This is a genomic window from Faecalibacillus sp. (genome assembly GCF_047023275.1).
Taxonomy (GTDB): domain Bacteria; phylum Bacillota_I; class Bacilli_A; order Erysipelotrichales; family Coprobacillaceae; genus Faecalibacillus.
Genome location: NZ_JBKYAR010000032.1, coordinates 1 through 22,502, shown reverse-complemented (window position 1 = coordinate 22,502; position 22,502 = coordinate 1). Strand labels below are relative to the sequence as shown.

Annotated in this window: 23 protein-coding genes; 18 read left to right on the top strand and 5 right to left on the bottom strand. The window is 28.3% G+C overall.

Annotated features, from left to right (window positions below; all coding sequences use genetic code 11):
* Window positions 1–47: 47 nt before the first annotated feature.
* The 10 genes from ACLVEP_RS10510 (at window position 48) to ACLVEP_RS10465 (ending at window position 8,769) form a co-directional block, all read left to right on the top strand.
* On the top strand, window positions 48–218 hold the full coding sequence (locus ACLVEP_RS10510) for a hypothetical protein (protein ID WP_412584721.1): 171 nt from the start codon (window positions 48–50) through the stop codon (window positions 216–218).
* A gap of 2 nt (window positions 219–220) precedes the next feature.
* Window positions 221–904, top strand: a complete 684-nt coding sequence (locus ACLVEP_RS10505) for a response regulator (RefSeq protein ID WP_320096956.1) — start codon at window positions 221–223, stop codon at window positions 902–904.
* A 164-nt stretch (window positions 905–1,068) separates the two neighbouring features.
* Entirely contained in the window at window positions 1,069–2,013 is a 945-nt protein-coding gene (locus tag ACLVEP_RS10500) for a hypothetical protein (protein WP_412584719.1), read from the top strand.
* Window positions 2,014–2,053: 40 nt separating this feature from the next.
* Window positions 2,054–2,914: a diacylglycerol/lipid kinase family protein gene (locus ACLVEP_RS10495; RefSeq protein WP_412584718.1), complete on the top strand. Its 861-nt coding sequence runs from the start codon at window positions 2,054–2,056 to the stop codon at window positions 2,912–2,914.
* A gap of 10 nt (window positions 2,915–2,924) precedes the next feature.
* Complete coding sequence (locus ACLVEP_RS10490; protein WP_412584716.1) at window positions 2,925–4,298, top strand: UDP-N-acetylmuramoyl-L-alanyl-D-glutamate--2,6-diaminopimelate ligase; 1,374 nt, start codon at window positions 2,925–2,927, stop codon at window positions 4,296–4,298.
* Entirely contained in the window at window positions 4,291–5,091 is an 801-nt protein-coding gene (locus tag ACLVEP_RS10485; RefSeq protein ID WP_412584714.1) for a Cof-type HAD-IIB family hydrolase, read from the top strand. Before ACLVEP_RS10490 ends, ACLVEP_RS10485 begins: the two co-directional genes overlap by 8 nt.
* The gene (locus ACLVEP_RS10480) at window positions 5,088–5,372 is read left to right on the top strand and encodes a hypothetical protein (protein WP_412584712.1); all 285 of its coding nucleotides are present in this window, start codon (window positions 5,088–5,090) and stop codon (window positions 5,370–5,372) included. Before ACLVEP_RS10485 ends, ACLVEP_RS10480 begins: the two co-directional genes overlap by 4 nt.
* Window positions 5,373–5,446: 74 nt before the next feature.
* A complete protein-coding gene (locus tag ACLVEP_RS10475; protein ID WP_412584710.1) occupies window positions 5,447–6,775 on the top strand; it encodes an MATE family efflux transporter in 1,329 nt (442 codons plus the stop codon).
* Between the two features lie 10 nt (window positions 6,776–6,785).
* The gene (pepD, locus tag ACLVEP_RS10470; protein ID WP_412584708.1) at window positions 6,786–8,198 is read left to right on the top strand and encodes a beta-Ala-His dipeptidase; all 1,413 of its coding nucleotides are present in this window, start codon (window positions 6,786–6,788) and stop codon (window positions 8,196–8,198) included.
* A gap of 1 nt (window position 8,199) precedes the next feature.
* Window positions 8,200–8,769 carry a PolC-type DNA polymerase III gene (locus ACLVEP_RS10465; protein ID WP_412584706.1) on the top strand — a complete coding sequence of 190 codons (570 nt, stop codon included), beginning with the start codon at window positions 8,200–8,202 and terminating at the stop codon, window positions 8,767–8,769.
* Between the two features lie 9 nt (window positions 8,770–8,778).
* Here ACLVEP_RS10465 and ACLVEP_RS10460 read toward each other — a convergent pair whose 3' ends face one another.
* From ACLVEP_RS10460 to ACLVEP_RS10445, 4 genes are all read right to left on the bottom strand, one after another.
* Entirely contained in the window at window positions 8,779–11,127 is a 2,349-nt protein-coding gene (locus ACLVEP_RS10460) for a homocysteine S-methyltransferase family protein (RefSeq protein ID WP_412584704.1), read from the bottom strand.
* Entirely contained in the window at window positions 11,109–11,756 is a 648-nt protein-coding gene (locus tag ACLVEP_RS10455) for a vitamin B12 dependent methionine synthase (protein ID WP_412584703.1), read from the bottom strand. Before ACLVEP_RS10455 ends, ACLVEP_RS10460 begins: the two co-directional genes overlap by 19 nt.
* Window positions 11,737–12,624: a methylenetetrahydrofolate reductase [NAD(P)H] gene (metF, locus tag ACLVEP_RS10450; RefSeq protein ID WP_412584702.1), complete on the bottom strand. Its 888-nt coding sequence runs from the start codon at window positions 12,622–12,624 to the stop codon at window positions 11,737–11,739. The genes ACLVEP_RS10455 and metF overlap by 20 nt, the downstream gene beginning before the upstream one ends.
* An 87-nt stretch (window positions 12,625–12,711) precedes the next feature.
* Window positions 12,712–13,251 (bottom strand): DUF1836 domain-containing protein, encoded by a 540-nt coding sequence (locus ACLVEP_RS10445; protein WP_412584700.1) that lies wholly within the window; start codon window positions 13,249–13,251, stop codon window positions 12,712–12,714.
* A 142-nt stretch (window positions 13,252–13,393) separates the two neighbouring features.
* On the opposite strand from ACLVEP_RS10445, the gene lspA reads away from it, so the two are divergent.
* Genes lspA through ACLVEP_RS10430 form a run of 3 tightly spaced genes read left to right on the top strand, consistent with a single transcriptional unit; the run spans window position 13,394 to window position 15,243 of the window.
* Window positions 13,394–13,894, top strand: a complete 501-nt coding sequence (gene lspA / locus ACLVEP_RS10440) for a signal peptidase II (RefSeq protein WP_412584698.1) — start codon at window positions 13,394–13,396, stop codon at window positions 13,892–13,894.
* On the top strand, window positions 13,869–14,774 hold the full coding sequence (locus tag ACLVEP_RS10435) for an RluA family pseudouridine synthase (protein WP_412584696.1): 906 nt from the start codon (window positions 13,869–13,871) through the stop codon (window positions 14,772–14,774). The genes lspA and ACLVEP_RS10435 overlap by 26 nt, the downstream gene beginning before the upstream one ends.
* A gap of 1 nt (window position 14,775) precedes the next feature.
* A complete protein-coding gene (locus tag ACLVEP_RS10430; RefSeq protein WP_022002752.1) occupies window positions 14,776–15,243 on the top strand; it encodes a deoxycytidylate deaminase in 468 nt (155 codons plus the stop codon).
* A 26-nt stretch (window positions 15,244–15,269) separates the two neighbouring features.
* On the opposite strand, the gene rnhC is transcribed toward ACLVEP_RS10430, so the two are convergent.
* Window positions 15,270–16,028, bottom strand: a complete 759-nt coding sequence (gene rnhC / locus ACLVEP_RS10425; RefSeq protein WP_412584694.1) for a ribonuclease HIII — start codon at window positions 16,026–16,028, stop codon at window positions 15,270–15,272.
* 99 nt (window positions 16,029–16,127) lie between these two features.
* Between rnhC and ACLVEP_RS10420 the strand changes: the two genes are divergently transcribed.
* From ACLVEP_RS10420 to ACLVEP_RS10400, 5 genes are read left to right on the top strand one after another with little or no spacing between them, the layout of a single operon-like run.
* On the top strand, window positions 16,128–16,898 hold the full coding sequence (locus ACLVEP_RS10420; RefSeq protein ID WP_412584692.1) for a CvpA family protein: 771 nt from the start codon (window positions 16,128–16,130) through the stop codon (window positions 16,896–16,898).
* Window positions 16,899–16,900: 2 nt separating this feature from the next.
* Window positions 16,901–19,204 carry an endonuclease MutS2 gene (locus tag ACLVEP_RS10415; protein ID WP_412584690.1) on the top strand — a complete coding sequence of 768 codons (2,304 nt, stop codon included), beginning with the start codon at window positions 16,901–16,903 and terminating at the stop codon, window positions 19,202–19,204.
* Window positions 19,204–20,967 carry an excinuclease ABC subunit UvrC gene (gene uvrC / locus ACLVEP_RS10410; protein ID WP_412584688.1) on the top strand — a complete coding sequence of 588 codons (1,764 nt, stop codon included), beginning with the start codon at window positions 19,204–19,206 and terminating at the stop codon, window positions 20,965–20,967. The genes ACLVEP_RS10415 and uvrC overlap by 1 nt, the downstream gene beginning before the upstream one ends.
* Window positions 20,968–21,003: 36 nt before the next feature.
* Window positions 21,004–21,207: a helix-turn-helix domain-containing protein gene (locus ACLVEP_RS10405; RefSeq protein WP_318000134.1), complete on the top strand. Its 204-nt coding sequence runs from the start codon at window positions 21,004–21,006 to the stop codon at window positions 21,205–21,207.
* A 53-nt stretch (window positions 21,208–21,260) separates the two neighbouring features.
* Window positions 21,261–22,397 (top strand): D-alanyl-D-alanine carboxypeptidase family protein, encoded by a 1,137-nt coding sequence (locus tag ACLVEP_RS10400; protein WP_412584686.1) that lies wholly within the window; start codon window positions 21,261–21,263, stop codon window positions 22,395–22,397.
* The last annotated feature ends 105 nt before the right edge of the window (window positions 22,398–22,502 follow it).

The window sequence follows — 22,502 nt, the reverse complement described above, 5'->3', positions numbered from 1 at the left end:
TTATGATACATTGATCATAGATCAATCGTTTTTATATGGAGGTTATTATGAAAAAAGGAATTATTATTACTGTTATTTTATGTTTATTAGCCATGATTTTTTTATCAGGAAGTATCGGTGTTTTTTATAAACCGATAGAAGTTTCTTTATCAGTTGTTGTCGCAATTATTTTAATTGTTTTAATTGTTCTCTATTTAAAGTATAAAAAAGGAAAATAAAGATGAAAGTGTTATTTTGTGATGATGATTTAGAAATGTTAAAGCAATTGGAAAATGATTTTAAGGTTTATTTTAAAGATAAAATAATTGAATTAGAAACAAAGTGTCTTTATCAAAAATTTAATGATCTTCAAAAATATGATATTTGTTTTTTAGATATTGATTTAAAAAGTGAAGATGGTATAGCTTTAGCTAAAAAGCTAAAAATATATAATCCTCAACTTATTATCATTTTTATTTCTCAAAGGGAAGATCTTGTCTTTCAAACTTTTTCTGTACAGCCTTTTCAATTTATTAGAAAGAAACATTATCAAGAAGATCTTAAAGAAGTATTTAATCAATTAAATTACTCTTTACAACAAACAGCAATGACCTTAAATATCAATCATCAAAAAATATATATCAATCCTTTAGATATTCTTTCTGTTATTTCTTTAGATCATGATGTTATTATTACAACCAAAGAAAAGACATATACACTTAAGGATTCATTAAAAAATTTCTGTCAAGAAAATGAAAAGTATTTCATTATACAAATAAAAAAGAATCTAGCCATTTCTTTATATCAAGTAAAGAATGTAAAAGGAAATAAAATTACATATGAAAATCAAGAATATACGATAGGTAGAATTTATCAAAAGAACTTTAAAAATCTTTATGAAAGGTATTTAATGACATGTTTATAGAATTTATTTTAAGAATTATTGAAAATATTCTTTTAGCCTATTTTCTGGGATACTTTTTAAACTTGGAAGATAAAAAAGAGTATGTGTTAAAGACGGCTTTTTTAGGGAGTATGCTTTCATTTTTTAGCTTTTCAACATTTCTTTATTTAGGAAGTTTATTTTTGATGCATTTTATTTTTTTAGAATATATTCAAAAAGAAAGAAGAGTAGAACATGTTCTTTATCCATTATTACTTGTTTTAATTCTTTTTGTTTGTAATTGTTATAGTGAAAGTTTATATGGTTATATTGGTGTTCAAAATATTTTGATTTTACAATTATTTTTATTTTTATCAAAGATGTTATTTGGAGGAGTTTGTTTATTTATAAATGAAATGATCAATGGTAAAAAAGATGTATATCATATTTTTAAAGAAACTATTATTTTTTCTATTCTTGTATTATTTGTTTTTATCTTTTATATTTTTGCAAGACAAATAACAAAGCATCATTTAGATACCTATACGCTTTTTATGATGACTTTCTTTATTTTGCTTATTTGTTTGTTTATTTTTCTTTATTTTATTTTAATGAAAGAAAGTGAAAATAAAGTTAAGTTAGAACGTGTACAATTACAATATCAAAGCCAAAGAAAAAATATTTCTCATATTCAAAGATTACATCAAGAAATACTGACAAAAGAGCATCGAATGATTTATGTTTTAAAGAAGATAGAAAATATGACAGAGGAAAATGATGTTAAGAAATTTGTTGATCAAGAAATAGAAAATATTTTAAATTCTAGATTTCTATTGAATACAGGAAATGAAATCTTTGATGATTTGTTGAGTGATTGTTTGAATGATTTTAGAAAGCAAGATTATGATTTTAAAGTTATATGTTCGATTGAAAAGATGATTCAGTTGGATCATCAAGAAAATATTCAAAAAATCATTCAATTTATAGAAGATGTTTTTATCTGTTCAAATAAAAAATTAACAGTTTTAATTAAAGAAAAGAATGGTTGTGTTATTATTAAAGTAATTTCTAAATTTGATAAAAAATTAAATTATTTTTATCTTCAAGAAGATCAATATGAATCTTATAGTTTAATTATTAGAGAGTGTTAATTGCACTCTCTTTTATGTTATAATGGATAAGGTGATGAACATGAAACATATTTTTATATTAAAACCTCATACGTCCAAAACATTGGTCAATTGTATTGTTTCTTCAATGCAGGGAAAACACTATGAATTACGCTATACCAAGGATTTAGATGATGCGCGCAAGATTGCTTTATCTTATCAAAAAGAAAAAGAAGTTTGCCGTTTATACGCTATTGGTGGCGATGGCTTTGTTCATAAAGTAGTTAATGGTATGGTGGGAAGTCACCATCAACTAGTGGTGATACCTCAAGGAACAGGTAATGATTTTGCTAGAAGCATTTATAAAAATTTGGATGCTATGACAATATTTAAAGAATCTCTTGAAAAGGAAGCAAAACCCATTGATGTGATTCAATGTCGAGACGACCTTTATTGTGTGAACGTATTTTGTTGTGGTTTAGATGCAGATGTTGGTAATATCGTCAATACCAATCGTAAGACAACTATTGCACCGCGTATTTTACAATATAGTTTTACAATTTTAGATAAGATCTTTCATTTGAAGTTTTATCCAACAGAAATTTATACTTATAATCAAGATATCTATCAAGGAAATGTTCTTATATGTACGTTCTGTAATGGACATTATTTTGGTGGAGGATATCAGGCAGGATATTATTCATCTTTAGATGATGGGATGATTGATATGTCTGTGGTGGGCGAGATTTCTAAAAAAGAATTACCGTATTATTTAAAAGGACTCATTACCAATAAGTTACATAAAACAAAAAAATTTCAACATTTTAAAGAAGATGATGTTTGGGTAAAAACAAGTCAATATGTTAATATTGATGGTGAAAAATATGAACCGGGAACTTATCATTTAAAATGTATACATAATGCAATTCAATTAGTTTATTAAGGAGATTATTATGGAAATAGATTTAAAAACAGATTCACGTAAAGTAAAACCAGGAGATACTTTTATTGCGATTAGAAATGTTAACCGTGATGGTCATGATTACATTCCACAAGCAATCAAAAATGGAGCAACGAAAGTCATTGTTGAAGAAGGAAGTTATGATGTTGAAACCGTTGTTGTCAAAGATACGAGAGCGTATTTAAAAGATTATTTGTACAAATATTATTATCCTTATTTCAAAGATATGAAATTAATTGGGGTTACGGGAACAAATGGTAAAACAACAATTGGCTATATGATGTATCAAATGATGACCATGCTTGATATTCCTTGTGCTTATATGGGTACAATTGGTTTTTACTATTGTGGAAATTTTATTAAAATGGTGAATACGACACCTGATGTAGATGTGCTTTATGATTATTTTATTAAAGCAAAAGATGCTGGATGTAAAGTACTTGTCATGGAAGTTTCTTCACATGCACTTGCTAAAGATCGTATTTATGGCTTAGAGTTTGATGAAGTTGCTTTTACAAACTTAACACAAGATCATTTGGATTTTCATAAAACGTTAGAAAATTATGCGAATGCAAAACAACTTTTATTTAAAAAGACAAGAGGAAAGAAAATTGCTGTCATTAATGGAGATGATCCACATGCCTCACATTTTGAATTAGAAGGTAATCAAAATATCTTGATTTCTGATCAAAAGGGTGATGTTTTGATTCAAAATATTGAATTTTCTCATTTAGGAACAACGTTTACTTTTAAATATCAAGAAAACAAATATCAAACACATATTCAAATGGTAGGAAGGTATAATGTTTATAATTATCTTACAGCGATGCTTTTAATTCATGAATTAGGATATGAAATTGATGATATTTTAGCCTTAAATACAAAACTCAAAGCACCTAAAGGAAGAATGGAGTTAATCGTTTATAGCACAAATGGTATTTTTGTTGATTACGCTCATACGCCTGATGCCACTTTGAATGTTTTAGAAAGTGCTCAAGAATTTAAAAAAGGAAGAATTATTACGATTATTGGTTGTGGGGGAGATCGTGATACGACAAAACGACCAATCATGGGTGAAATTGCTTGTAAACATAGTGATCATGTCATTATTACAGATGATAATCCACGAACAGAAGATCCTCAAAAAATCATTAATGATATTTTAGCAGGTGTTAGTGGTGATTATGAAGTTATTAATGATCGTCATCTTGCCATTGCTAAAGGAATGAGTTTATTAAAAGAAAATGATATTTTAATGATTTTAGGAAAAGGTCATGAAGATTATCAAATTATTGGAACAGAAAAAATTCATTTTTCTGATCAAGAAGAAGTAGAAAAATATATAAAGGAGCATACAAATGACTAAAATTGCGTTTTTTGATGTTGATGGAACAATGATCAATGTTCCTCATCAATTATTAAAACCAACAGATAAAACAATTCATGCTTTAAAAGAATTTCAAAAACAAGGAAATTATATTGTTGTAGCTAGTGCAAGAGGGGTTAAACCAGAATGCTTAGATGAAATTCCTTTTGATGGTTTTATTGGCTGTGATGGGGGCTATATTGAATTCCATCAAGAAGTTTTATTAAATAATGTTTTTACAGTTAAAGATTTAAACTTACAAAATAGTGTTTATGAAGCTACCAATGGACAATATATTATCAGTGAAAGAGCAACAAGTTATTTTAGTGATGTAGATGGTGAACTTATTAAAAAACATTTAAGACTTTATAATGGGACAGATAAACTACCTGATGATTATAATGATAATTGGCGTTTTCAGGATATTAAAGCCAATACAGTAACTGCGCTTTTCCATAATGCTAAAGACTTGCATGAAGCTTTAGACATGTTACCAAAAGAATGGTCAATTAATGCCTATGATACAGGACATATTCGTATGGATGTACATCCTCAAGGTTATACAAAAGGGACAGCGTGTGAATATTTATATCAAAAATTAAATATTCCAAAAGAAAATACATATGCTTTTGGTGATGGTGAAAATGATATTGAAATGTTTCATTTAGTAGGAACTTCTATAGCTATGGGAAATGCTGATGATGAAGTTAAAAAACATGCTTCTACAGTGACTTTAACAGTGGATGAAGATGGTATTGCTGATTTCTTTGAAAAGGAATTTAACATTAAATGAGAATTAGAAAAATAAACTTTCAAGAAATAAATTTTGAATATTGTCCTTATCCTCAATCAATGTATGACTCTATAAAAAGAATAGGCTTATCTTTTCCTATTAAAGTCAATATTATTGATGGAAAATATTATTGTAAAGATGGTCATAAACGTCTTTCAATTATACAAGATTTATTAAAAAATGAAGAAGGATATGAAAGAAGAAGGGAAGTTCCTTATATTATTTATAATGATGGAAGTTCAAGATCTAATGATTGTTGGCGAGATCGCAACATGCATTAGATCTTTTTCATTTTTTGAAAGTGAAAAACAAGAACATTTTAGAGGTATATAATAGATGCGAGGAAGTGATTATTTTGTTATTTAGTAATAGAGATTTAAAAAAATTAATAATACCTTTAATTATAGAACAGGTATTAGCACTGACAATTGGGATTTTTGATACAATGATGGTTTCTCAATGTGGTCAAAGTGCAGTTTCGGGAGTTAGTATTGTCGATGGCTTGAATGTGTTGATTATCAATATCTTTTCAGCACTTGCGACAGGAGGAGCTGTTGTTTGTTCGCAATATATTGGTAAAAAAGATGAAAAGATGGCCTGTCATAGTGCCAAACAACTTTTATTTACCATTTTAGGGTTATCGCTTGTTATTATGATTTTATGTATGATTTTTAATGGTGCGTTATTGAATTTGATTTTTGGTCATATTGAAAGTGATGTGATGGCTTATGCAAGAACTTATTTTTTCTTTTCAGCCTTATCTTATCCTTTTATAGGACTATTTAATGGAGGTGCTGCTTTATTTAGATCTATGGGAAATAGTAAAGTGGCCATGACAAATTCATTTTATATGAATATTGGAAATATTGTTTTAAATTATTTATTTATTTTTATTTTAAATATGTCAGTAAAAGGGGCAGCGATAGCTACTTTACTTTCAAGAATGTTCTGTTCATTTATTATTTTATATATGTTATTAAATAAAGAACATATTGTACATATTGATACTTATTTAAAATATAAGTTTGATTTTTCAACAGTAAAAAGAATTCTAAAAATTGGTATTCCTAATGGTTTAGAAAATGGAATGTTCCAAATGGGGAAAATTCTTGTACAAAGACTTGCATCAACCTTTGGAACAGCAGCGATTGCAGCCCATGCTGTTGCCTTTAGTTTAACATCAATTGCGGTTGTTCCAGGAATGGCTTTAGGACTTGCTATTTTAACAGTTGTTGGTCAATGTATAGGAGCTAATGATTATCAACAAGCTAAATATTATACAAAGAAATTAATGATCATTGCTTATATTTCTACTATTGTTTCGGCAGGTATTTTACTTGTAGGCGTAAGATATATTTTAAGATTTTATGCTTTACCACAAGCAACAGCCAATTTAGCGGTATCAATGGTTTCACTTCACTGTGTCTTTGATTTCTTTGTTTGGCCAATGGCATTTTCTTTCCCAAATACTTTACGTGCTGCTAATGATGCAACTTTTACAATGGTTGTTTCGACATTTTCAATGTGGACTTTCCGTTTTGCGTTGAGCTATGTATTTGCCTTATATTTACATATGGGAGTCATCGGTGTATGGTGGGCCATGATTGTTGACTGGATTTTTAGATCGATTTGTTTTATGATTAGATATAAATCCAATAAGTGGATGAATAGAACATTAGTATAGGGGAAATTATATGGAAAAAGTAGAATATTATTTTAGAGAAATTTCAAAGATTCCAAGAGGATCTTATAATGAAAAAGCAATTTGTGATTATGTAGAAAACTTTGCAAGAGAAAGAAATATAAAATATGTAAGGGACAAAATGCATAATATCGTATTGTTTAAAGAAGCAACTAAAGGATATGAAGATCATGAAACTGTGATGTTAGAAGGACATATGGATATGGTTTGTGAAAAAAATAATGATAGTGATCATGATTTTTCAAAAGATCCAATTGAACTTATTGAAGAAGATGGATTTTTACATGCCAATAAAACAACACTAGGAGCTGATGATGGCGTAGGGGTATGTTATATGCTTGCTATTTTAGATGATGAAAGTTTAAAACATCCAGCATTAGAATGTGTTTTTACAGTACAAGAGGAAGTTGGACTTAATGGTGCTATGGGACTTGATAAAAGTACTTTAAAAGCTAAAAAAATGATTGGTTTAGATAGTGGAGAAGAAGATATTATTACTGTAAGCTGTTCTGGGGGAAGAAGAGCAGTTGTTGAAAAAGAACTTTCTTATCAAAAAAATACATTACCTTGTTATCAACTTTATGTAGGTGGTTTACAAGGTGGACATTCAGGTGGTGTTATTCATTTAGAAAGAGGAAATGCTAACAAAATGATGGCACGTGTTTATTATCATCTTTCTTTAAATGATATTGAATTTTCATTAGGAAGTTTTAAAGGTGGTTTAAAGGATAATGCTATTCCTCGTGAATGTGTCAGTGTTTTTGCTTCAAATGATGATTTTGAAAAAATTAAAGAAGTTGTTTTAAAAGTAGAAAATGATTTAAAAGAAGAGTTAAAAGAAAGTGATGATCACGTTTTTGTTCGTTTAGAAAAAACAGATTCTTTAAATGAAGTGATTTCAGTTAAAGAAAGCCAAGAAATAGTTTCAATGATGTATTTAATGCCTAATGGTTTTATGCATAAATCTTTAAAAATGGATCTTACAAATGTTTCATTAAATATGGGGGTTGTTGAAATGAATGAAAAATTTAATATTTATTTTTCAATTCGTTCACCAATGGAATCAGCTAAAGATGAACTCTCAAACCAATTAAGTTTACTAGCAACTATGTTTAATGCAAAATATATTTTAGATAATAATTATCCTGGATGGAATTATGATGAAGATTCTAAGCTTAGAAAAAAATATGTTGATTTTGTAAAGGAAACAGAAGGTATTACTTTAAAAGAAGAGGGAACACATGGTGGATTAGAAACAGGAATTTTTAAAGGTACGCTTCAAGATTTAGATATTATTACTTTAGGGCCAGATATGTTTGATATCCATACGCCTGATGAAAAATTAAATTTGGCTTCATTCCATAAATGTTATCAAAGACTTGCTCATTTTTTAGAGAGATTATAAAATGTTAGAACTTATTAAGGTAAAATATGATCAAGAAGTTAAAAAACAACTTGAAAAAAGATTTATCGCTTTTGATGTGGAAACAACAGGTCTAGATCCTCAAAAGGAAAAAATTATTGAATTAGGAGCTGTTTTTTTTGAAAATGGAAAAGCAATACAAAAGTTTAATACGCTTGTCAATGCGGAAGTTGAAATATCAGAATTTATTTCTAATCTTACACATATCACAAATGAAATGTTAGAAAATCAACCAAAGGAAATAGAAGCTTATGCCCTGTTTCAAGAATTTATGAAAGAAGCACTTGAAGGAAATATTATTGTTTGTGCTCATAATGCAAGATTTGATATGTCTTTTTTAAAGACAACTTTTGATCGATTAGAACTAGATGGAAAAATTTGTTATGTAGATACATTGCAATTATCAAGAAAATATATCCATGGACCTTATAATTATAAACAAGGGACAATTGCTCATTATTTACATATAAAAAACGAAAATGCCCATCGTGCATATGATGATGCTTATGTTTGTGGACAAATTTTAAATCATATAGTAAAAGGAAGTTTTTAAGACTTCCTTTTAATGTACAATTTCATTTAATAAATTTACAGCAGCCATGGCATCTTTTGTATAGTAATCAGCATGAATATCTTGGGCGATATCTTCGGTTAACACAGCACCACCAACAAAAATCGGACACATGTTTTCTTCTTGTTTGAGTAAAGTAATAGTTTCTTCCATTGAAACAACAGTTGTTGTCATTAATGCAGAAAGACCAATAGCTTTTGGATGATGTTTATGATAAGCTTCTAAAATAACTTCAGATGGAACATCTTTTCCTAAATCGATGACTTGATAACCATAACTTTCTAAAACAACTTTCACAATATTTTTACCAATGTCATGAATATCACCATGGACTGTCGCAATTAAAACAGGACCTTTAGAAGATTCAGTTGTCTTGAAAGTTTGTTTAATGACATCAAAAGCAATTTTACTTGCTTCAGCCGATTGAATTAATTGTGGTAAGAAGATTTTACCGGTTTCATAATCCTTACCAATTTGATCAAGAGCAGGTATTAATATTTCGTTGACAATGGTTAGACCATCTTGACTTTCTAAAGCTGTTTCTGTTGCTTTTTTAACTTCATCTTTTAAACCGTGTAAGACAACATCATTCAAAGAAAATGAAGTTGTTTGTTTAGGTAATACAACTTGACTTTGTGCTTGTTTTTGAATGTAATTTGTTGCATCTTGATCATAATTATAAAGAACATTGAAAGCATCGATTGTATTCATCAATTCTTGATCTAATGGATTGATAATTGGTAAATCAAGTCCTGCAGACATTGCCATCGCTAAAAAAGTTTTATTAAGTAATGGACGATTTGGTAAACCAAAGGAAACATTACTTACTCCTAAAACTGTATGAACACCGAGTTCTTTAACCATAGCAACAGCTTTTACTGTTTCCATAACTTCTTTTTGTTGAGCTGAAGCTGTTAAAACAAGACAATCAATAATGATATCTTTTTTATCAATTCCATATTCTTGAGCTTTTTTTATGATCTTTTTAGCAATTTCAAATCTTTGTTTTGCCTTTGGTGGAATTCCATTTTCATCTAAAGCCAAACCAATAACGACACCACCATATTTTTTAACAACAGGGAAGATAGCTTCCATGGTTTCATCTTTTCCATTAACAGAGTTAATAAGTGGTTTTCCATTATAATAACGACAAGCTTCTTCAATTGCTTGAAAATTAGAACTATCAATTTGTAAAGGAAGTTGAATAACTTCTTGAAGTAATTTAATAACATGTTTCATTACATTTGGTTCATCAATACCAGGTAAACCAACATTGACATCTAAAACATGAGCACCTGCTTGTTCTTGTTTGATAGCTTCTACAACAAGCTCATCATAACGTTCTTCTTTTAAAGCAGCTTTTAATTTTTTCTTTCCTGTTGGATTTAAACGTTCTCCACAAACAACAACGTGTTTTCCAAATTCAACAGTTGTTGTTCCTGATGAAACGCGAGTAGTAGATAAAATATGTCTTGGTGTTACCATTGTTGGACAATTTTCTTTCAATTTTTGAATAAATTCAGGTGTTGTTCCACAACATCCACCAACAATCGCAATTCCTTTCTTTACAAGAGGGACAATTGCTTCAATAAATTCATCTGCTTTCATTGGATAAGTTGTTTTACCATCAACGAGTAATGGTAAACCAGCATTAGGTTGAATCATCACAGGAAAAGAAGTACTTTCTAAAATGTTTTCAATAATAGGAGCCATTTCAGTAGGTCCTAATGAACAGTTAATACCTAAAGCATCCACTTTTAATCCTTCTAAGACATTCACCATTGTAAGTGGATCACATCCTGATAAACTACGTCCACTTGTTTCAAAAGTCATTGTCGCAAAAATAGGAAGATCACTACATTCTTTAACTGCTAAAATACTAGCTTTCAATTCATAAATATCTGTCATTGTTTCAAACAAGACAACATCAACTTCATCTTTTACAAGTTCAACCATTTGTTTGACACTTTGATAAACTTCATCAAAAGTTAAAGTTCCCATAGGTTCCATAAGTTTTCCAATTGGTCCAATATCTAAAGCAATATAAGCATCAGGTTTGATTTTTTTAGCTTCTTTTGCGTTTTTTACGGCTGCTAAAATCACTTCTTGATAATTATATTGGTGTTGTTCTAATTTTAAAGGATTCGCACCAAAAGTATTGGTTGTAATAAAATCAGCACCAGCTTTTAAATATCTTTGATGAATATCAATAATTATTTCAGGATGTTCAATATTATAGTATTCTGGAATTTCTCCAGCCTTCATTCCTAATTCTTGAAGTTGTGAACCAAATCCACCATCAAAAATGAGAAGTTCTTTATTTAATCTTTCGCGTAACATGTTTGTCCTCTCTTTCTAAAATTGCAATCTTTTATATGAAAACAATTCAAACAAGTTTTTTCTCTTCGATTATCTCCTAAACCAATGAGACCAATCATTGATTTTTGTGGCAAAAGAATATTGCTTTCTTGAACAGTCAAACCAATCTTCTTATAACATTCCATTACTCTAGCTAGTTCTTTATTGAGTTCAATAGGCACATTTCCATATCCTGGACAAAAACGAAAAGTTCTTTTACCAATAAACTGTTCATTTTCATATTCATCACATTTTGTTTCTAAATAACTACTTGCAACAGCATCCAAAACAGTTGCCTTTGTCATATCAATATGACTATAGTAATGTGCTTTTCGATCAATTTGAATACCTAAAGTACAACTGATTAAAATAATCTCATGACAGTTTTTAAATAATTGATTTAAATCTGGATAATCTAAGTTTAAATTTAATTCGTCAATTCTTAAAGGATGAAAAGAAAGAGGAAATTTGCGATAAGTTGCTTTAAAAGAACTCATTTGATTAATCTCCTCTATACATTCATCAATCAAGCAATCAAGTTTTTCATCTATTATTTGGTGATGATAACCTAAATATTTTAAAGCATTTTCTTTAATCTTTAAAAAATTCATCACGAATATATTCCGTTCTTTTTAAGATTTCTTTAGCAATTTCAGGTTTATTCATTGTATAAATATGAATACCATCAACCCCATGAGTCATTAAATCAATAATTTGATAAGTTGCATAATGTAGACCAACTTCTCTACCTGCTTGAGGATGGCTAGCAAAACGATCAATCATAGCAGCTAGATCAAATGGAACAGAACAATTAGACATTTTTGCAATATTTTTTAATTGTTTAGGATTATGTGCTGGCATGATTCCTGCAAGAATAGGAACAGTAATACCAATTTTTCTTGCTTCTCTTACAAGACGATAATAATATTGATTATCATAAAAAATTTGAGTGACAAGATATTTAGCTCCTGCATCTACTTTTTTCTTTAGATTTAAAAGGTCTTCTTCGAAATTTTTAGCTTCATAATGAGTTTCTGGATAACATCCTCCAGATAAACAAAAATCATTAGGAAAGTTTTCTTCAATAAATTCATTTAATTCACTGGCATATTTAAAATCTCCGTGATTGATACCATCACTATCTTTAGGATAGTCCCCACGTAAAGAAAGAACATTTTCAATTCCATTTTCTTTAAGTTCTTCTAAAATTTCTTTAATTTCTTCTTTTGTATTATTCATACATGTTAAATGAGCCACAGATTCAATGCCGTATTTATTTTTAATGGTTGAAGCAATTTTACAAGTATTTTTAGATGTAGAACCATTAGCCCCATAAGTGACAGAAATAAAATCAGGATTCATCTTAGCAAGTTCATCAATTGTTGCATAAATAGATGTAATATCATTTTCATTATTTTTTGGTGGAAATATTTCAAAAGACAATGTTGGTCTTTTCTTTAGTAATTCATTAATTTTCATATAGATACCTCACTTTTTGTATACATTATATAGAAAAATAAATAGATAGTAAACGAAGAAAAAATAAAAGTTGGCTATAGTTTTAAACTATAGCTCTTTGGTTTCAATAAGCATTTCTCCTATATTTGTAAGTGAATGACTTAACGAAGATAAAACTGATACTAATAAAAATAAATCTTGATAATTTTCAATTGTTAATTGATAGTCATCAATTATCTTTTGAATCATTTTTTGGAGTTGTTGATTTAAAGAATGCTTAATTTCTATAAAATGATCATAAAGCTTTGATAAATCATCATCACTTTCATAAATAGGTGTTAATAAGTCTTTAATTTCTTGGATGGAAAGATTATTTTTTAATTCATAAATGATCAACATTTGAATGATTTGTTCCTTGGTGTATTTTTTTCCTTTAACAGGTGTAATGACTTTCGCTTTGGAATAATTATTGATCATTGTTTTAGTTAATAATTTATCGTCTTCCTTTTTTTTATGATTGGCTAAATGATTATCAAATAAGGTCATGATTTGATCCATATATAAATCTAAATCAGGAATATCTTTAGATGTAATCGTACTTTTATGACTTTCTTTTTCTATAATATTTTCTAGTGTTTCTTTATTCATAATTTCACCTCATTATATATTTTATAGATTATCATTTTTTTTGCAATATAAACTATATAAAATAGTATTTAATACTATATATCTTATAAAAGTCATACTAGGATTTTAAAAAGCTTTATTGTATAATGTCCTTGGTGATAAAATGAAAAATGTAAGTAAGAAAAATTGGATATTATATATTGTTACTTTTTTAGTGATTGTTGTAGGAGATCAATTTACAAAAATATTAGTGTCTTCTTCAATGAAACTAGGACAATCACAAGCGATTATCGATAATTTCTTTTATTATACATATTCGCACAATCAAGGGGCAGCTTGGGGAATGTTATCAGGACATATAAGTTTATTTATTATTGTTTCATTGGCTGCGGCTATCTTTATGTTTTATTTTTTTAATAAGACAACTCAAGCACAAAGGTTAACACGTTATGGAATTGTTTTAACTTTTGCAGGGTTAGTTGGAAACTTAACAGATCGTTTATATTTTGGATATGTGAGAGATTTTATTGATTTTATTATTTTTGGTTATGATTTTCCTATTTTTAATATTGCTGATATGGCGGTAGTGATAGGAGTAGGATTGATTATTTTAGAGATTATATTTGAGGATTATATTAATGGAAAAAAGAAAATTAGAGATTAATGAAGAAAATGTACGTTTAGATAAGTTTATTATGAATTCAATTCCTGATTTATCAAGAACACTTATTCAAGAATATATTAAAGAAGGTCATGTTCTTGTAAATGGAAAAATTGAAAAAGCAAGTTATAAAATTAAAATGAATGATGATATTGAAATCACAATACCTGATAATAAGGATATGGATGTTTTACCAGAAGATATTCCTTTAGATATCGTTTATGAAGATCAAGATGTCATCGTTGTCAATAAACCTTCAGGGATGATTGTTCATCCAAGTGCAGGTATTTATAGTGGCACTTTAGTAAATGCTTTACTTTATCATTGTAAGGATTTATCAGGAATCAATGGTGTTAATCGTCCTGGTATTGTTCATCGTATAGATAAAGAAACAAGTGGTTTATTAATGGTAGCAAAAAATGATAAAGCTCATAAATCATTGAGTGAACAGTTAAAAGAACATAGTGTTACACGTCGTTATGTGGCTTTAGTCCATGGCGTTATTCCACATGTTCATGGTAAAGTCAATGCGCCAATTGGTAGAGATGTCAATGATCGTCAAAAAATGGCAGTCACAAAAAATAATAGTAAAGAAGCAATTACTAATTTTACAGTATTAGAAAGATATGAAAATATGTCTTTAATTGAATGTCGACTTGAAACAGGAAGAACACATCAAATTAGGGTGCATATGTCTTATATTGGTTATCCAGTTTATGGAGATCCTAAGTATGGAAAGAAAAAAGATGATCAAAGTCATGGACAATTCTTACATGCTAAAAAATTGGGATTTATTCATCCTACAACAGGTGAATATTTAGAGTTTGAATGTCCTTTACCTGATTATTTTCAAGCAAAACTTGATGAATTGAAAGGAGAATAAAATGTCTAAAAAGATTATTAGTTGGCAACAATATTTTATGGGAGTTGCAAAACTTTCAGCTTATCGTTCAAAAGATCCTAATACACAAGTAGGAGCGTGTATTGTTTCTCCAGAAAATAAGATCGTAGGAGTAGGATATAATGGACTTCCATGGGGATGCGAAGATGATCAGTTTCCATGGGCAGCAAGAGAAGGGGATTTGTATGATACAAAATATCCATATGTTGTTCATGCAGAATTAAATGCCATCTTAAATAGCATTTCTCATTTACAAGGATGTACCATTTATGTTTCTTTATTTCCATGTCATGAATGTGTTAAAGCAATCATTCAAAGTGGTATTAAAGAAATCATTTACGAAGATGATAAATATAATGGAACAGATAGTGATCGTGCAGCTAAACGCATGTTGGATGCAGCAGGTGTAAAATATACAAAAATTCCTGCATTTGAATTAAATAGTTTGTAAAATAAAAAGGTCTTCTTCGGAAGACCTTAAATTACATCTTTAATACGCTTATAATTAGTCATATTAGTTTTCGTTACTTTAAGTAACATTTTTTTACCATACTTTTTAGCAATACTTACAGCAACATGGTCAACGACTGAGCTTGTATTACCACGAGGTAATTTAATTTTTAAGCTTCTAGACATGTTATTAAAATATTGGTAAAAGGCATATTTTGAAAGAATAGACGAACACATAATTGCAAAATATTGTTCTTCTCCTTTTTGTTCAAAAGACAAATCTTTAACAACGATTACTTCACTTTTTAAATAATTATAATACGTTTTAGGTGAAACAAATTGATTTACGACTTTTTTATCAACTTTCATTGCAACTTTTTGCATTACATTTGTAACGGCTTGATTATAAAGTTTTGCTTTGATATTTGCTAGATTATTACCAGCAGCTGCCATTTGATTGTAGTGAGAATTATCAAGAATCAACAAACTATAAACAAGTCGATCTTTGATCTCTCTAGCAATTTCAATAACTTCTTGAGGTGTCATGAGTTTAGGATCACGAACATTTAGGCACGTCAACCAATCATAATCACGTTCATCGATATAGCATGCAACAACACATAATGGTCCAAAAAAATCACCTGATCCTGTTTCATCACACCCGATATGAGAATAAGGGTAGTATTTTTTTTCTTGGTTTGATGGACCACCATCACTTAAAGGGGCGTAGTTTTCAACATGCATATCTATAATATTCATTGGTTTGTTATTATTTGCTACATTCATGTCATTTCTTTCCTCCTACCATATATACTAATTATAGCATATTTTTCAAATTTTGACACTATATTTTTGTTTTGATACAATAATTGCAAGGAGGTATTTATGGCTTTATTAAATAATCCCTACATAATCGATATAATTATAGGTTTATTCCTTATTATATATACATTGATTGGTTATTTAAAAGGATTCATTATTCGACTTTATGACTTTTTAAGTCTCTTTATGGCGTATTTTCTAACAATTAATTTTTCTTTTCCTTTATCTAAATTGATTACACTTTATCAATTAGAAGGTTTATTAGAACCTATTGGTATAAAGATGAATCAATTGTTAGTTGCTGTTATTTTATTTATTGTTATTTATTTTCTTTTAAAGGGAATAGGTATTTTATTAAAACCAGTTTTAAAGAAAATTGTTTCTTTGTTAAAAATAACAAAATTATTTGATCATTTATTAGGAGTCGTTTTATCAATTATTGAAGGAATTTTCATTGTTTATTTTGTTATTTCAATGATTTTTATTCCTTTTATAAATCAAGGAAAAGAAACAATTGAACAAACATATTTAGGTTCTTTTATTGTAGATACAATGCCACATTATTTTTCTTCTATTGCTGATTTTGAAAATATAAATCAATTAGTACATTTAGATGTATCTATGTCTGATGAAAAGCAAGTATCTATGGTAACAAATTTTATTGAAGAAGCTAGTCAAAATAAGTGGTTAGATGATGAAACAATCAAAGATTTTATTTATAACTATTATAGTGAAATAGATTTACAGACGTTAAATCAAGAAGATTATCAAAGAATATCTTCTTTATGTCAAAATTATGATATTGATATCAATCTTTTAACGAAAGGACATTAGAAATGAAAAAGAGTTATCAAACATTAGAATTTTCTTTTATTCAAGATCATATTAAACAATATTGTTTTAGTGAAATGGCAAAGAATAAGATAGGTCAAATTCAGCCATTTCAAGATATTGATGATTTAAAACTCTACCAAGATGATATTTCAAGTGCTATGAAAATAATCTATGCTTATGGTCGTATTCCTTTAGCACCTTATGAAGACATTAAAGAAATACTTCAAAAAGCTCAAAAAGGTGGTGTTTGTTATCCACAGGATTTATTAAAAATTGTACAAATATTAAAAAATGTACAAGAAGTACAAGCCTATTTAGATCAAGAAATTGATCAAACACATCTACTAGAAACACTTTCATTACTATATTTACCTAAAGATTTATATAATGAAATTTTAAAATGTGTTGATCCAAGTGGAAATATTTATGATCATGCTAGTTATGAACTCTATCGTTTAAGAAGACAAATTTCAGCGATTGAAGCCAACATGAGAAAAAAAATTGAATCATTAAAAGCACAAAATAAAGATTATTTATCTCATGATGTCATTTCAACAAGAAATGATCATTTTGTTTTACCAGTCAATGTTTCTTATAAAAATCAAATCAAGGGAATTCATCATGGACATTCTTCTTCTGGAAGAACAACTTATGTAGAACCAGAAGAAATAGTTGCTTACAACAATCAACTTTCACAAATTAGACAGGATGAACAACTAGAAATTCATCGTATTTTATTAGAGCTTACAAAAAAGGTAAGAAGTTATGATCGTGTTTTAAATGAAGATTTAGAAATCATGATAGAAATGGATACTATTTTTGCTATTAGTGAATATGGTAAAAAGTTAGATATGGTGATACCAGTCGTTGATGAAAATTGTCAGGAAATTGAACTGCTTAAAGCAAGACATCCTTTGATTGATCAAAAAGAAGTTGTCGCTAATGATATTGTATTAAAGAAACCACAAGATATTTTACTCATTAGTGGAAGTAATACAGGGGGTAAAACAGTTGCTTTAAAAACAGCGGGATTACTTTCTTTAATGGCTATTTGTGGACTTCCAATTCCAGTCACACAAGCAAAACTTCCATTATTTGATGATGTTTTTGTTGATGTGGGTGATGAACAATCTATTGAACAATCACTTTCTACTTTTTCATCGCATATGAAAAGATTGGTTTTTATTACGCAACATGCAACAAAAGATAGTTTAGTTATAATTGATGAAATTTGTTCAGGAACTGATCCTAAAGAAGGTGAAAGTTTAGCAGAAGCTATTTTAACTTATTTACATAAAAAAGGTGCTTATATTTTAGCTTCTACTCACTATAGTGCATTAAAAGAGTTTGCGAAAGAATCGGATTATATTAAGATTGCTTCGGTTGAATTTGATCAAGAAAAAATGCAACCTACTTATCGTTTATTAGATGGTAGTGTAGGAAATTCTTATGCTATTGAAATCTCAAAACATTTAGGTTTAAATCAAGATATTATTCAACATGCTTTCATCATCAAAGATGAAAGTATGACAACATCACAAAAATTATTAGAAAAATTACAATCAGAATTATCAGCTGTTTTACAAGAAAAAGAAGCACTTGAAAAATTACAAAAAGAAACAGCTGATAAAGAAAAACATTATCAACAATTGATAGATAATTATCAATCTAAAAAAGAAAAAATGATTGAAGATGCTCAAAGTGATGCGAATAAGATTCTTGAAGAAGCACAAAATAAAGCAGATGCAATTTTAAAAGAATTACAAGGGCAAATTAAGCCACATCAAGTTATTCAAGCAAAAAAACAATTAGGTGATTTAAAACATCAAAAGAAACAGGTTGAAAATCATGAAAACCATGATTATAAAATAGGTGATATTGTTAAAGTGTTATCCGTTAATCGCCAAGGTGAAGTCGTTGATATTAATAAAAAAGGAATGTTGACAATTTCAATGGGTGGTTTAAAGTTGAATGCTAAAAAAACAGAAGTTCAATTCATGCATGAAAAAGTACCAGAAAAGAAAGAAACATCTAATATCCGTTCATTAAGAAGAGCTAATAAACAAAGTTATGAACTTAATATTATTGGTATGCGTTATGAAGAAGCAATGAATGCAGTAGATAAATTTATTGATGGGGCACTCGTATCAAACTATTCAACAGTACGAATAATCCATGGAATGGGAACAGGTGTTTTAAGAAAAGGTGTTAGAAAGTTATTGGATAGAAATAAATATGTAAAGTCTTATCAAGATGGTGGACCTAATGAAGGTGGATTAGGTGCAACAGTGGTATATTTTGAATAATGGATCTTCAATATATTAAAGATAAGTTATCACTTTTACCAATGCAACCAGGCTGTTATTTAATGAAAGATAAAGATGGCACGGTGATTTATGTTGGAAAAGCAAAGAAATTAAAAAATAGGGTTTCCTCTTATTTTATGGGAAGTCATAATTATAAAACAACAAAGCTCGTTCAAGAAATTGTTGATTTTGAATATATTGTGACAGATAGTGAAAAGGAAGCACTTTTATTAGAAATTAACTTAATTAAAGATTACGCACCTAAATATAATATTAGTTTTATGGATAATAAATATTATCCTTATATCCAATTAACAAAAGAAAGACATCCAAGATTGAAAATTGTTAGAAACGCTAAGGATAAAAAACATAAACACTTTGGTCCCTTTCCAGATGGTACAGCAGCTAGAGAAACATTTAAATTATTAAATCGTCTGTATCCTCTTAGAAAATGTAATCACGTTCCTAAAAAAACATGTCTTTACTATCAATTAAATCAATGTTTAGGACCATGTGTCAATGAAGTGGATGAAGAAGAATATAAAAAAATAACTAAACAAATTACACAATTTATTCAAGGAGATACCAAAGAAATCATAGATGATTTACAAAATAAAATGATGCAAGCTTCAGAAAGTTTAAATTTTGAACTTGCGAAAGAATACCGTGATTTGATCCAGCATATTAATCATGTTACAAGTAAACAACATGTTCAATTTGCAGATCAAATTGATCGAGATATTTTTGGTTATTATCAAGATAAAGGGTATCTTTCTTTACAACTTTTCTTTATGAGAAATGGAAAATTACTTGCAAGAGATTTAAATCTAGTACCTTTACAAGATGTTCATGAACAAATTACGCAATTTATTGTAGGGTTTTATCAAGAGAATACGTATCCTAAAGAAATTCTATTGCCAGAGGATATTGATACAACTTTATTAGAGGAAATTGTTGAATGTAAAATTATTAAGCCTCAAAAAGGACAAAAAGCAAAACTTGTAGAAATGGCTACAAATAATGCGAAAGAAGCTTTAGAAAAGAAATTTTTATTGATTGAAAAGAATCAAAAGGCAACTGTAGGTGCTATTAAACAATTGGGTGAAAAATTAAATATGATTACTCCTAGAAGAATTGAATTGTTTGATAACTCTAATATTCAAGGAGCTTATGCAGTTGCAGGGATGGTTTGTTTTGTTGATGGAGTTCCTTCTAAAAAAGATTATCGTAAATTTAAAATCAAAACGGTTGAAGGTCCTGATGATTATGGCAGTATGAAAGAAGTTATTTATCGTCGTTATTATCGTGTGCTTGTTGAAGGATTAAAAAAGCCAGATTTAATTATTGTTGATGGAGGTAAAGGACAAATTAAAGTTGCAAAAGAAGTCATTGATAGTTTAAATATTGGTATTAAAGTATGTGGACTAGCTAAAGATGATCATCATTCAACAGCTGTTTTGATTGATAGTGATTTTAATGAAATTAGTATTGATAAAAAAAGTGAGCTTTTCTTTTTACTTACACGTATGCAAGATGAAGTACACCGTTATGCAATTTCTTTCCATAAAAATGTACGTTCTAAATCTTTATTTCAATCTATTTTAGACAATGTTGAAGGCATTGGACCAAAGAGAAAAAAAGAGTTATTAAAACATTTTGGGTCTGTTAAAAAATTAAAAGAAGCCACAATTGAACAATTAGAAGAAGTATTGCCCAAAGAAGTTGCTAAAAATTTATTTACTGTTTTACAAAACACCAAATAATATAATTTTCATATACTATTATTAAGGAAGTGGACTATGAATATTATATTAACACCAAGAGAAAAAGAAATATTTCATTTATTGGTTAAAAATTTCTCTACTAAAGAGATTGCTAAAGAATTAAATATTAGTGAAAAAACAGTAAGAAACCATATTTCAAATGTGATTCAAAAGTTAGGGGTTGAATCACGAATACAAGCAGTTTTTGAATTAGTGAGGTTAAAGGAATTGCAGCTTTAGCGAATTCCTTTATCTTTTTTCTATAATTCTATATAATAAGGATGGTGATGAAGATGAAATTAAAAAGCTGGCATCTTTATGTTCTAGCAACTTTATGTTTTTTATTTGCTTTTACATCATTAAATATGAAGTATGATCGTTTTTACCGTGTTAATGGTATAGATAATGATAATCGTTCTTTAATAGAAAAATATTTAGATAAAGAAGAGCAAGATTATTTAATTGATCATGGAATTGCAGTTAATGAATTTATTGATTATATTACGTATGATCAATTTCATTTACAATATTATCAATATTATAATGAGTTAAGAGAAGCAAAAAAATACAGTTCCTTAGTAGATTTAATTAATGATGTCAATAGTGTTGTTGACCGACTCACAGTCGAGTTTGGTAGTCAAACAGATACATATTTTAAAACACTTATCAAAAATGATTTATTTTATGCATATCAAAAAAGTACGTATTTTGATTTTGATAATGTACGCTATTATCAACTATTAAGAACACTTTATAGTGATGATGATTATCGTTACATTGTACTTACTAATAATTATGTTGATACTTTAGAAAATGAAGAAGATGATACATATAAATTATTTAAAGAAATGGTAAGTACTTATGATGCACAAGGACTTTATACTTTAATGAATACAGAATTAAAAGCCAATGCTTCACGTTTATATAAAATTGATTTGATGACTCAAGTGATTAATGACACAACTTTTATTGGTGGTTATGAGTCCAAACATATGACAATGATTGAAAATATTTCAAGATTATCTTATTCAATGTATTTAAATGAAGATGCTTATAGTGCTTTAAAACAAATGTATGATGATTTATATAAAAGTATTAAGAAAAGATTTTTGGTAACAAATGCTTATACGAGCTATGATATATTAAATTTAGAAGGACATTCTCTTCAAGCAGGATATAGTGAATTCCAACTAGGAACATCCGTTTCTTTAAAGGTTAGTGGTATGAAAGATGTTGAATTTGTTTCGACAGATGTTTATCAATGGTTGGTGGCACATTGTTATGAATATGGATATGTTTTAAGATATCCAAGTGATAAAGTAGCAATCACACAAAAAGAAAGTTGTAATATTTTTAGATATGTTGGTAAAGAAAATGCCAAAAAGATGCATGATCAAAATTTATGTTTAGAAGAATTAAATAATCAATAGTTTTAAAGTATGAAATTAAAAAATTTTTTAATTGACAAATATATTTTAATAAACTTAATTAACCATCTGACACATGTGCATAGTATGGTTCGGATAAATTGAGTA

What these genes read in the sequence shown, in the direction of transcription:
- pepD (WP_412584708.1), top strand. Translation starts at nt 6,786, where the DNA reads ATGGAAAAAGTAGAATATTATTTTAGAGAAATTTCAAAGATTCCAAGA.
- ACLVEP_RS10465 (WP_412584706.1), top strand. Translation starts at nt 8,200, where the DNA reads ATGTTAGAACTTATTAAGGTAAAATATGATCAAGAAGTTAAAAAACAA.
- ACLVEP_RS10500 (WP_412584719.1), top strand. Translation starts at nt 1,069, where the DNA reads ATGCATTTTATTTTTTTAGAATATATTCAAAAAGAAAGAAGAGTAGAA.
- ACLVEP_RS10445 (WP_412584700.1), bottom strand. Translation starts at nt 13,251, where the DNA reads ATGAATAAAGAAACACTAGAAAATATTATAGAAAAAGAAAGTCATAAA.
- ACLVEP_RS10505 (WP_320096956.1), top strand. Translation starts at nt 221, where the DNA reads ATGAAAGTGTTATTTTGTGATGATGATTTAGAAATGTTAAAGCAATTG.
- ACLVEP_RS10485 (WP_412584714.1), top strand. Translation starts at nt 4,291, where the DNA reads ATGACTAAAATTGCGTTTTTTGATGTTGATGGAACAATGATCAATGTT.
- rnhC (WP_412584694.1), bottom strand. Translation starts at nt 16,028, where the DNA reads ATGAATGTAGCAAATAATAACAAACCAATGAATATTATAGATATGCAT.
- ACLVEP_RS10495 (WP_412584718.1), top strand. Translation starts at nt 2,054, where the DNA reads ATGAAACATATTTTTATATTAAAACCTCATACGTCCAAAACATTGGTC.
- ACLVEP_RS10435 (WP_412584696.1), top strand. Translation starts at nt 13,869, where the DNA reads ATGGAAAAAAGAAAATTAGAGATTAATGAAGAAAATGTACGTTTAGAT.
- ACLVEP_RS10420 (WP_412584692.1), top strand. Translation starts at nt 16,128, where the DNA reads ATGGCTTTATTAAATAATCCCTACATAATCGATATAATTATAGGTTTA.
- ACLVEP_RS10405 (WP_318000134.1), top strand. Translation starts at nt 21,004, where the DNA reads ATGAATATTATATTAACACCAAGAGAAAAAGAAATATTTCATTTATTG.
- lspA (WP_412584698.1), top strand. Translation starts at nt 13,394, where the DNA reads ATGAAAAATGTAAGTAAGAAAAATTGGATATTATATATTGTTACTTTT.
- ACLVEP_RS10430 (WP_022002752.1), top strand. Translation starts at nt 14,776, where the DNA reads ATGTCTAAAAAGATTATTAGTTGGCAACAATATTTTATGGGAGTTGCA.
- ACLVEP_RS10480 (WP_412584712.1), top strand. Translation starts at nt 5,088, where the DNA reads ATGAGAATTAGAAAAATAAACTTTCAAGAAATAAATTTTGAATATTGT.
- ACLVEP_RS10455 (WP_412584703.1), bottom strand. Translation starts at nt 11,756, where the DNA reads ATGAATTTTTTAAAGATTAAAGAAAATGCTTTAAAATATTTAGGTTAT.
- ACLVEP_RS10400 (WP_412584686.1), top strand. Translation starts at nt 21,261, where the DNA reads ATGAAATTAAAAAGCTGGCATCTTTATGTTCTAGCAACTTTATGTTTT.
- metF (WP_412584702.1), bottom strand. Translation starts at nt 12,624, where the DNA reads ATGAAAATTAATGAATTACTAAAGAAAAGACCAACATTGTCTTTTGAA.
- ACLVEP_RS10490 (WP_412584716.1), top strand. Translation starts at nt 2,925, where the DNA reads ATGGAAATAGATTTAAAAACAGATTCACGTAAAGTAAAACCAGGAGAT.
- uvrC (WP_412584688.1), top strand. Translation starts at nt 19,204, where the DNA reads ATGGATCTTCAATATATTAAAGATAAGTTATCACTTTTACCAATGCAA.
- ACLVEP_RS10460 (WP_412584704.1), bottom strand. Translation starts at nt 11,127, where the DNA reads ATGTTACGCGAAAGATTAAATAAAGAACTTCTCATTTTTGATGGTGGA.
- ACLVEP_RS10510 (WP_412584721.1), top strand. Translation starts at nt 48, where the DNA reads ATGAAAAAAGGAATTATTATTACTGTTATTTTATGTTTATTAGCCATG.
- ACLVEP_RS10415 (WP_412584690.1), top strand. Translation starts at nt 16,901, where the DNA reads ATGAAAAAGAGTTATCAAACATTAGAATTTTCTTTTATTCAAGATCAT.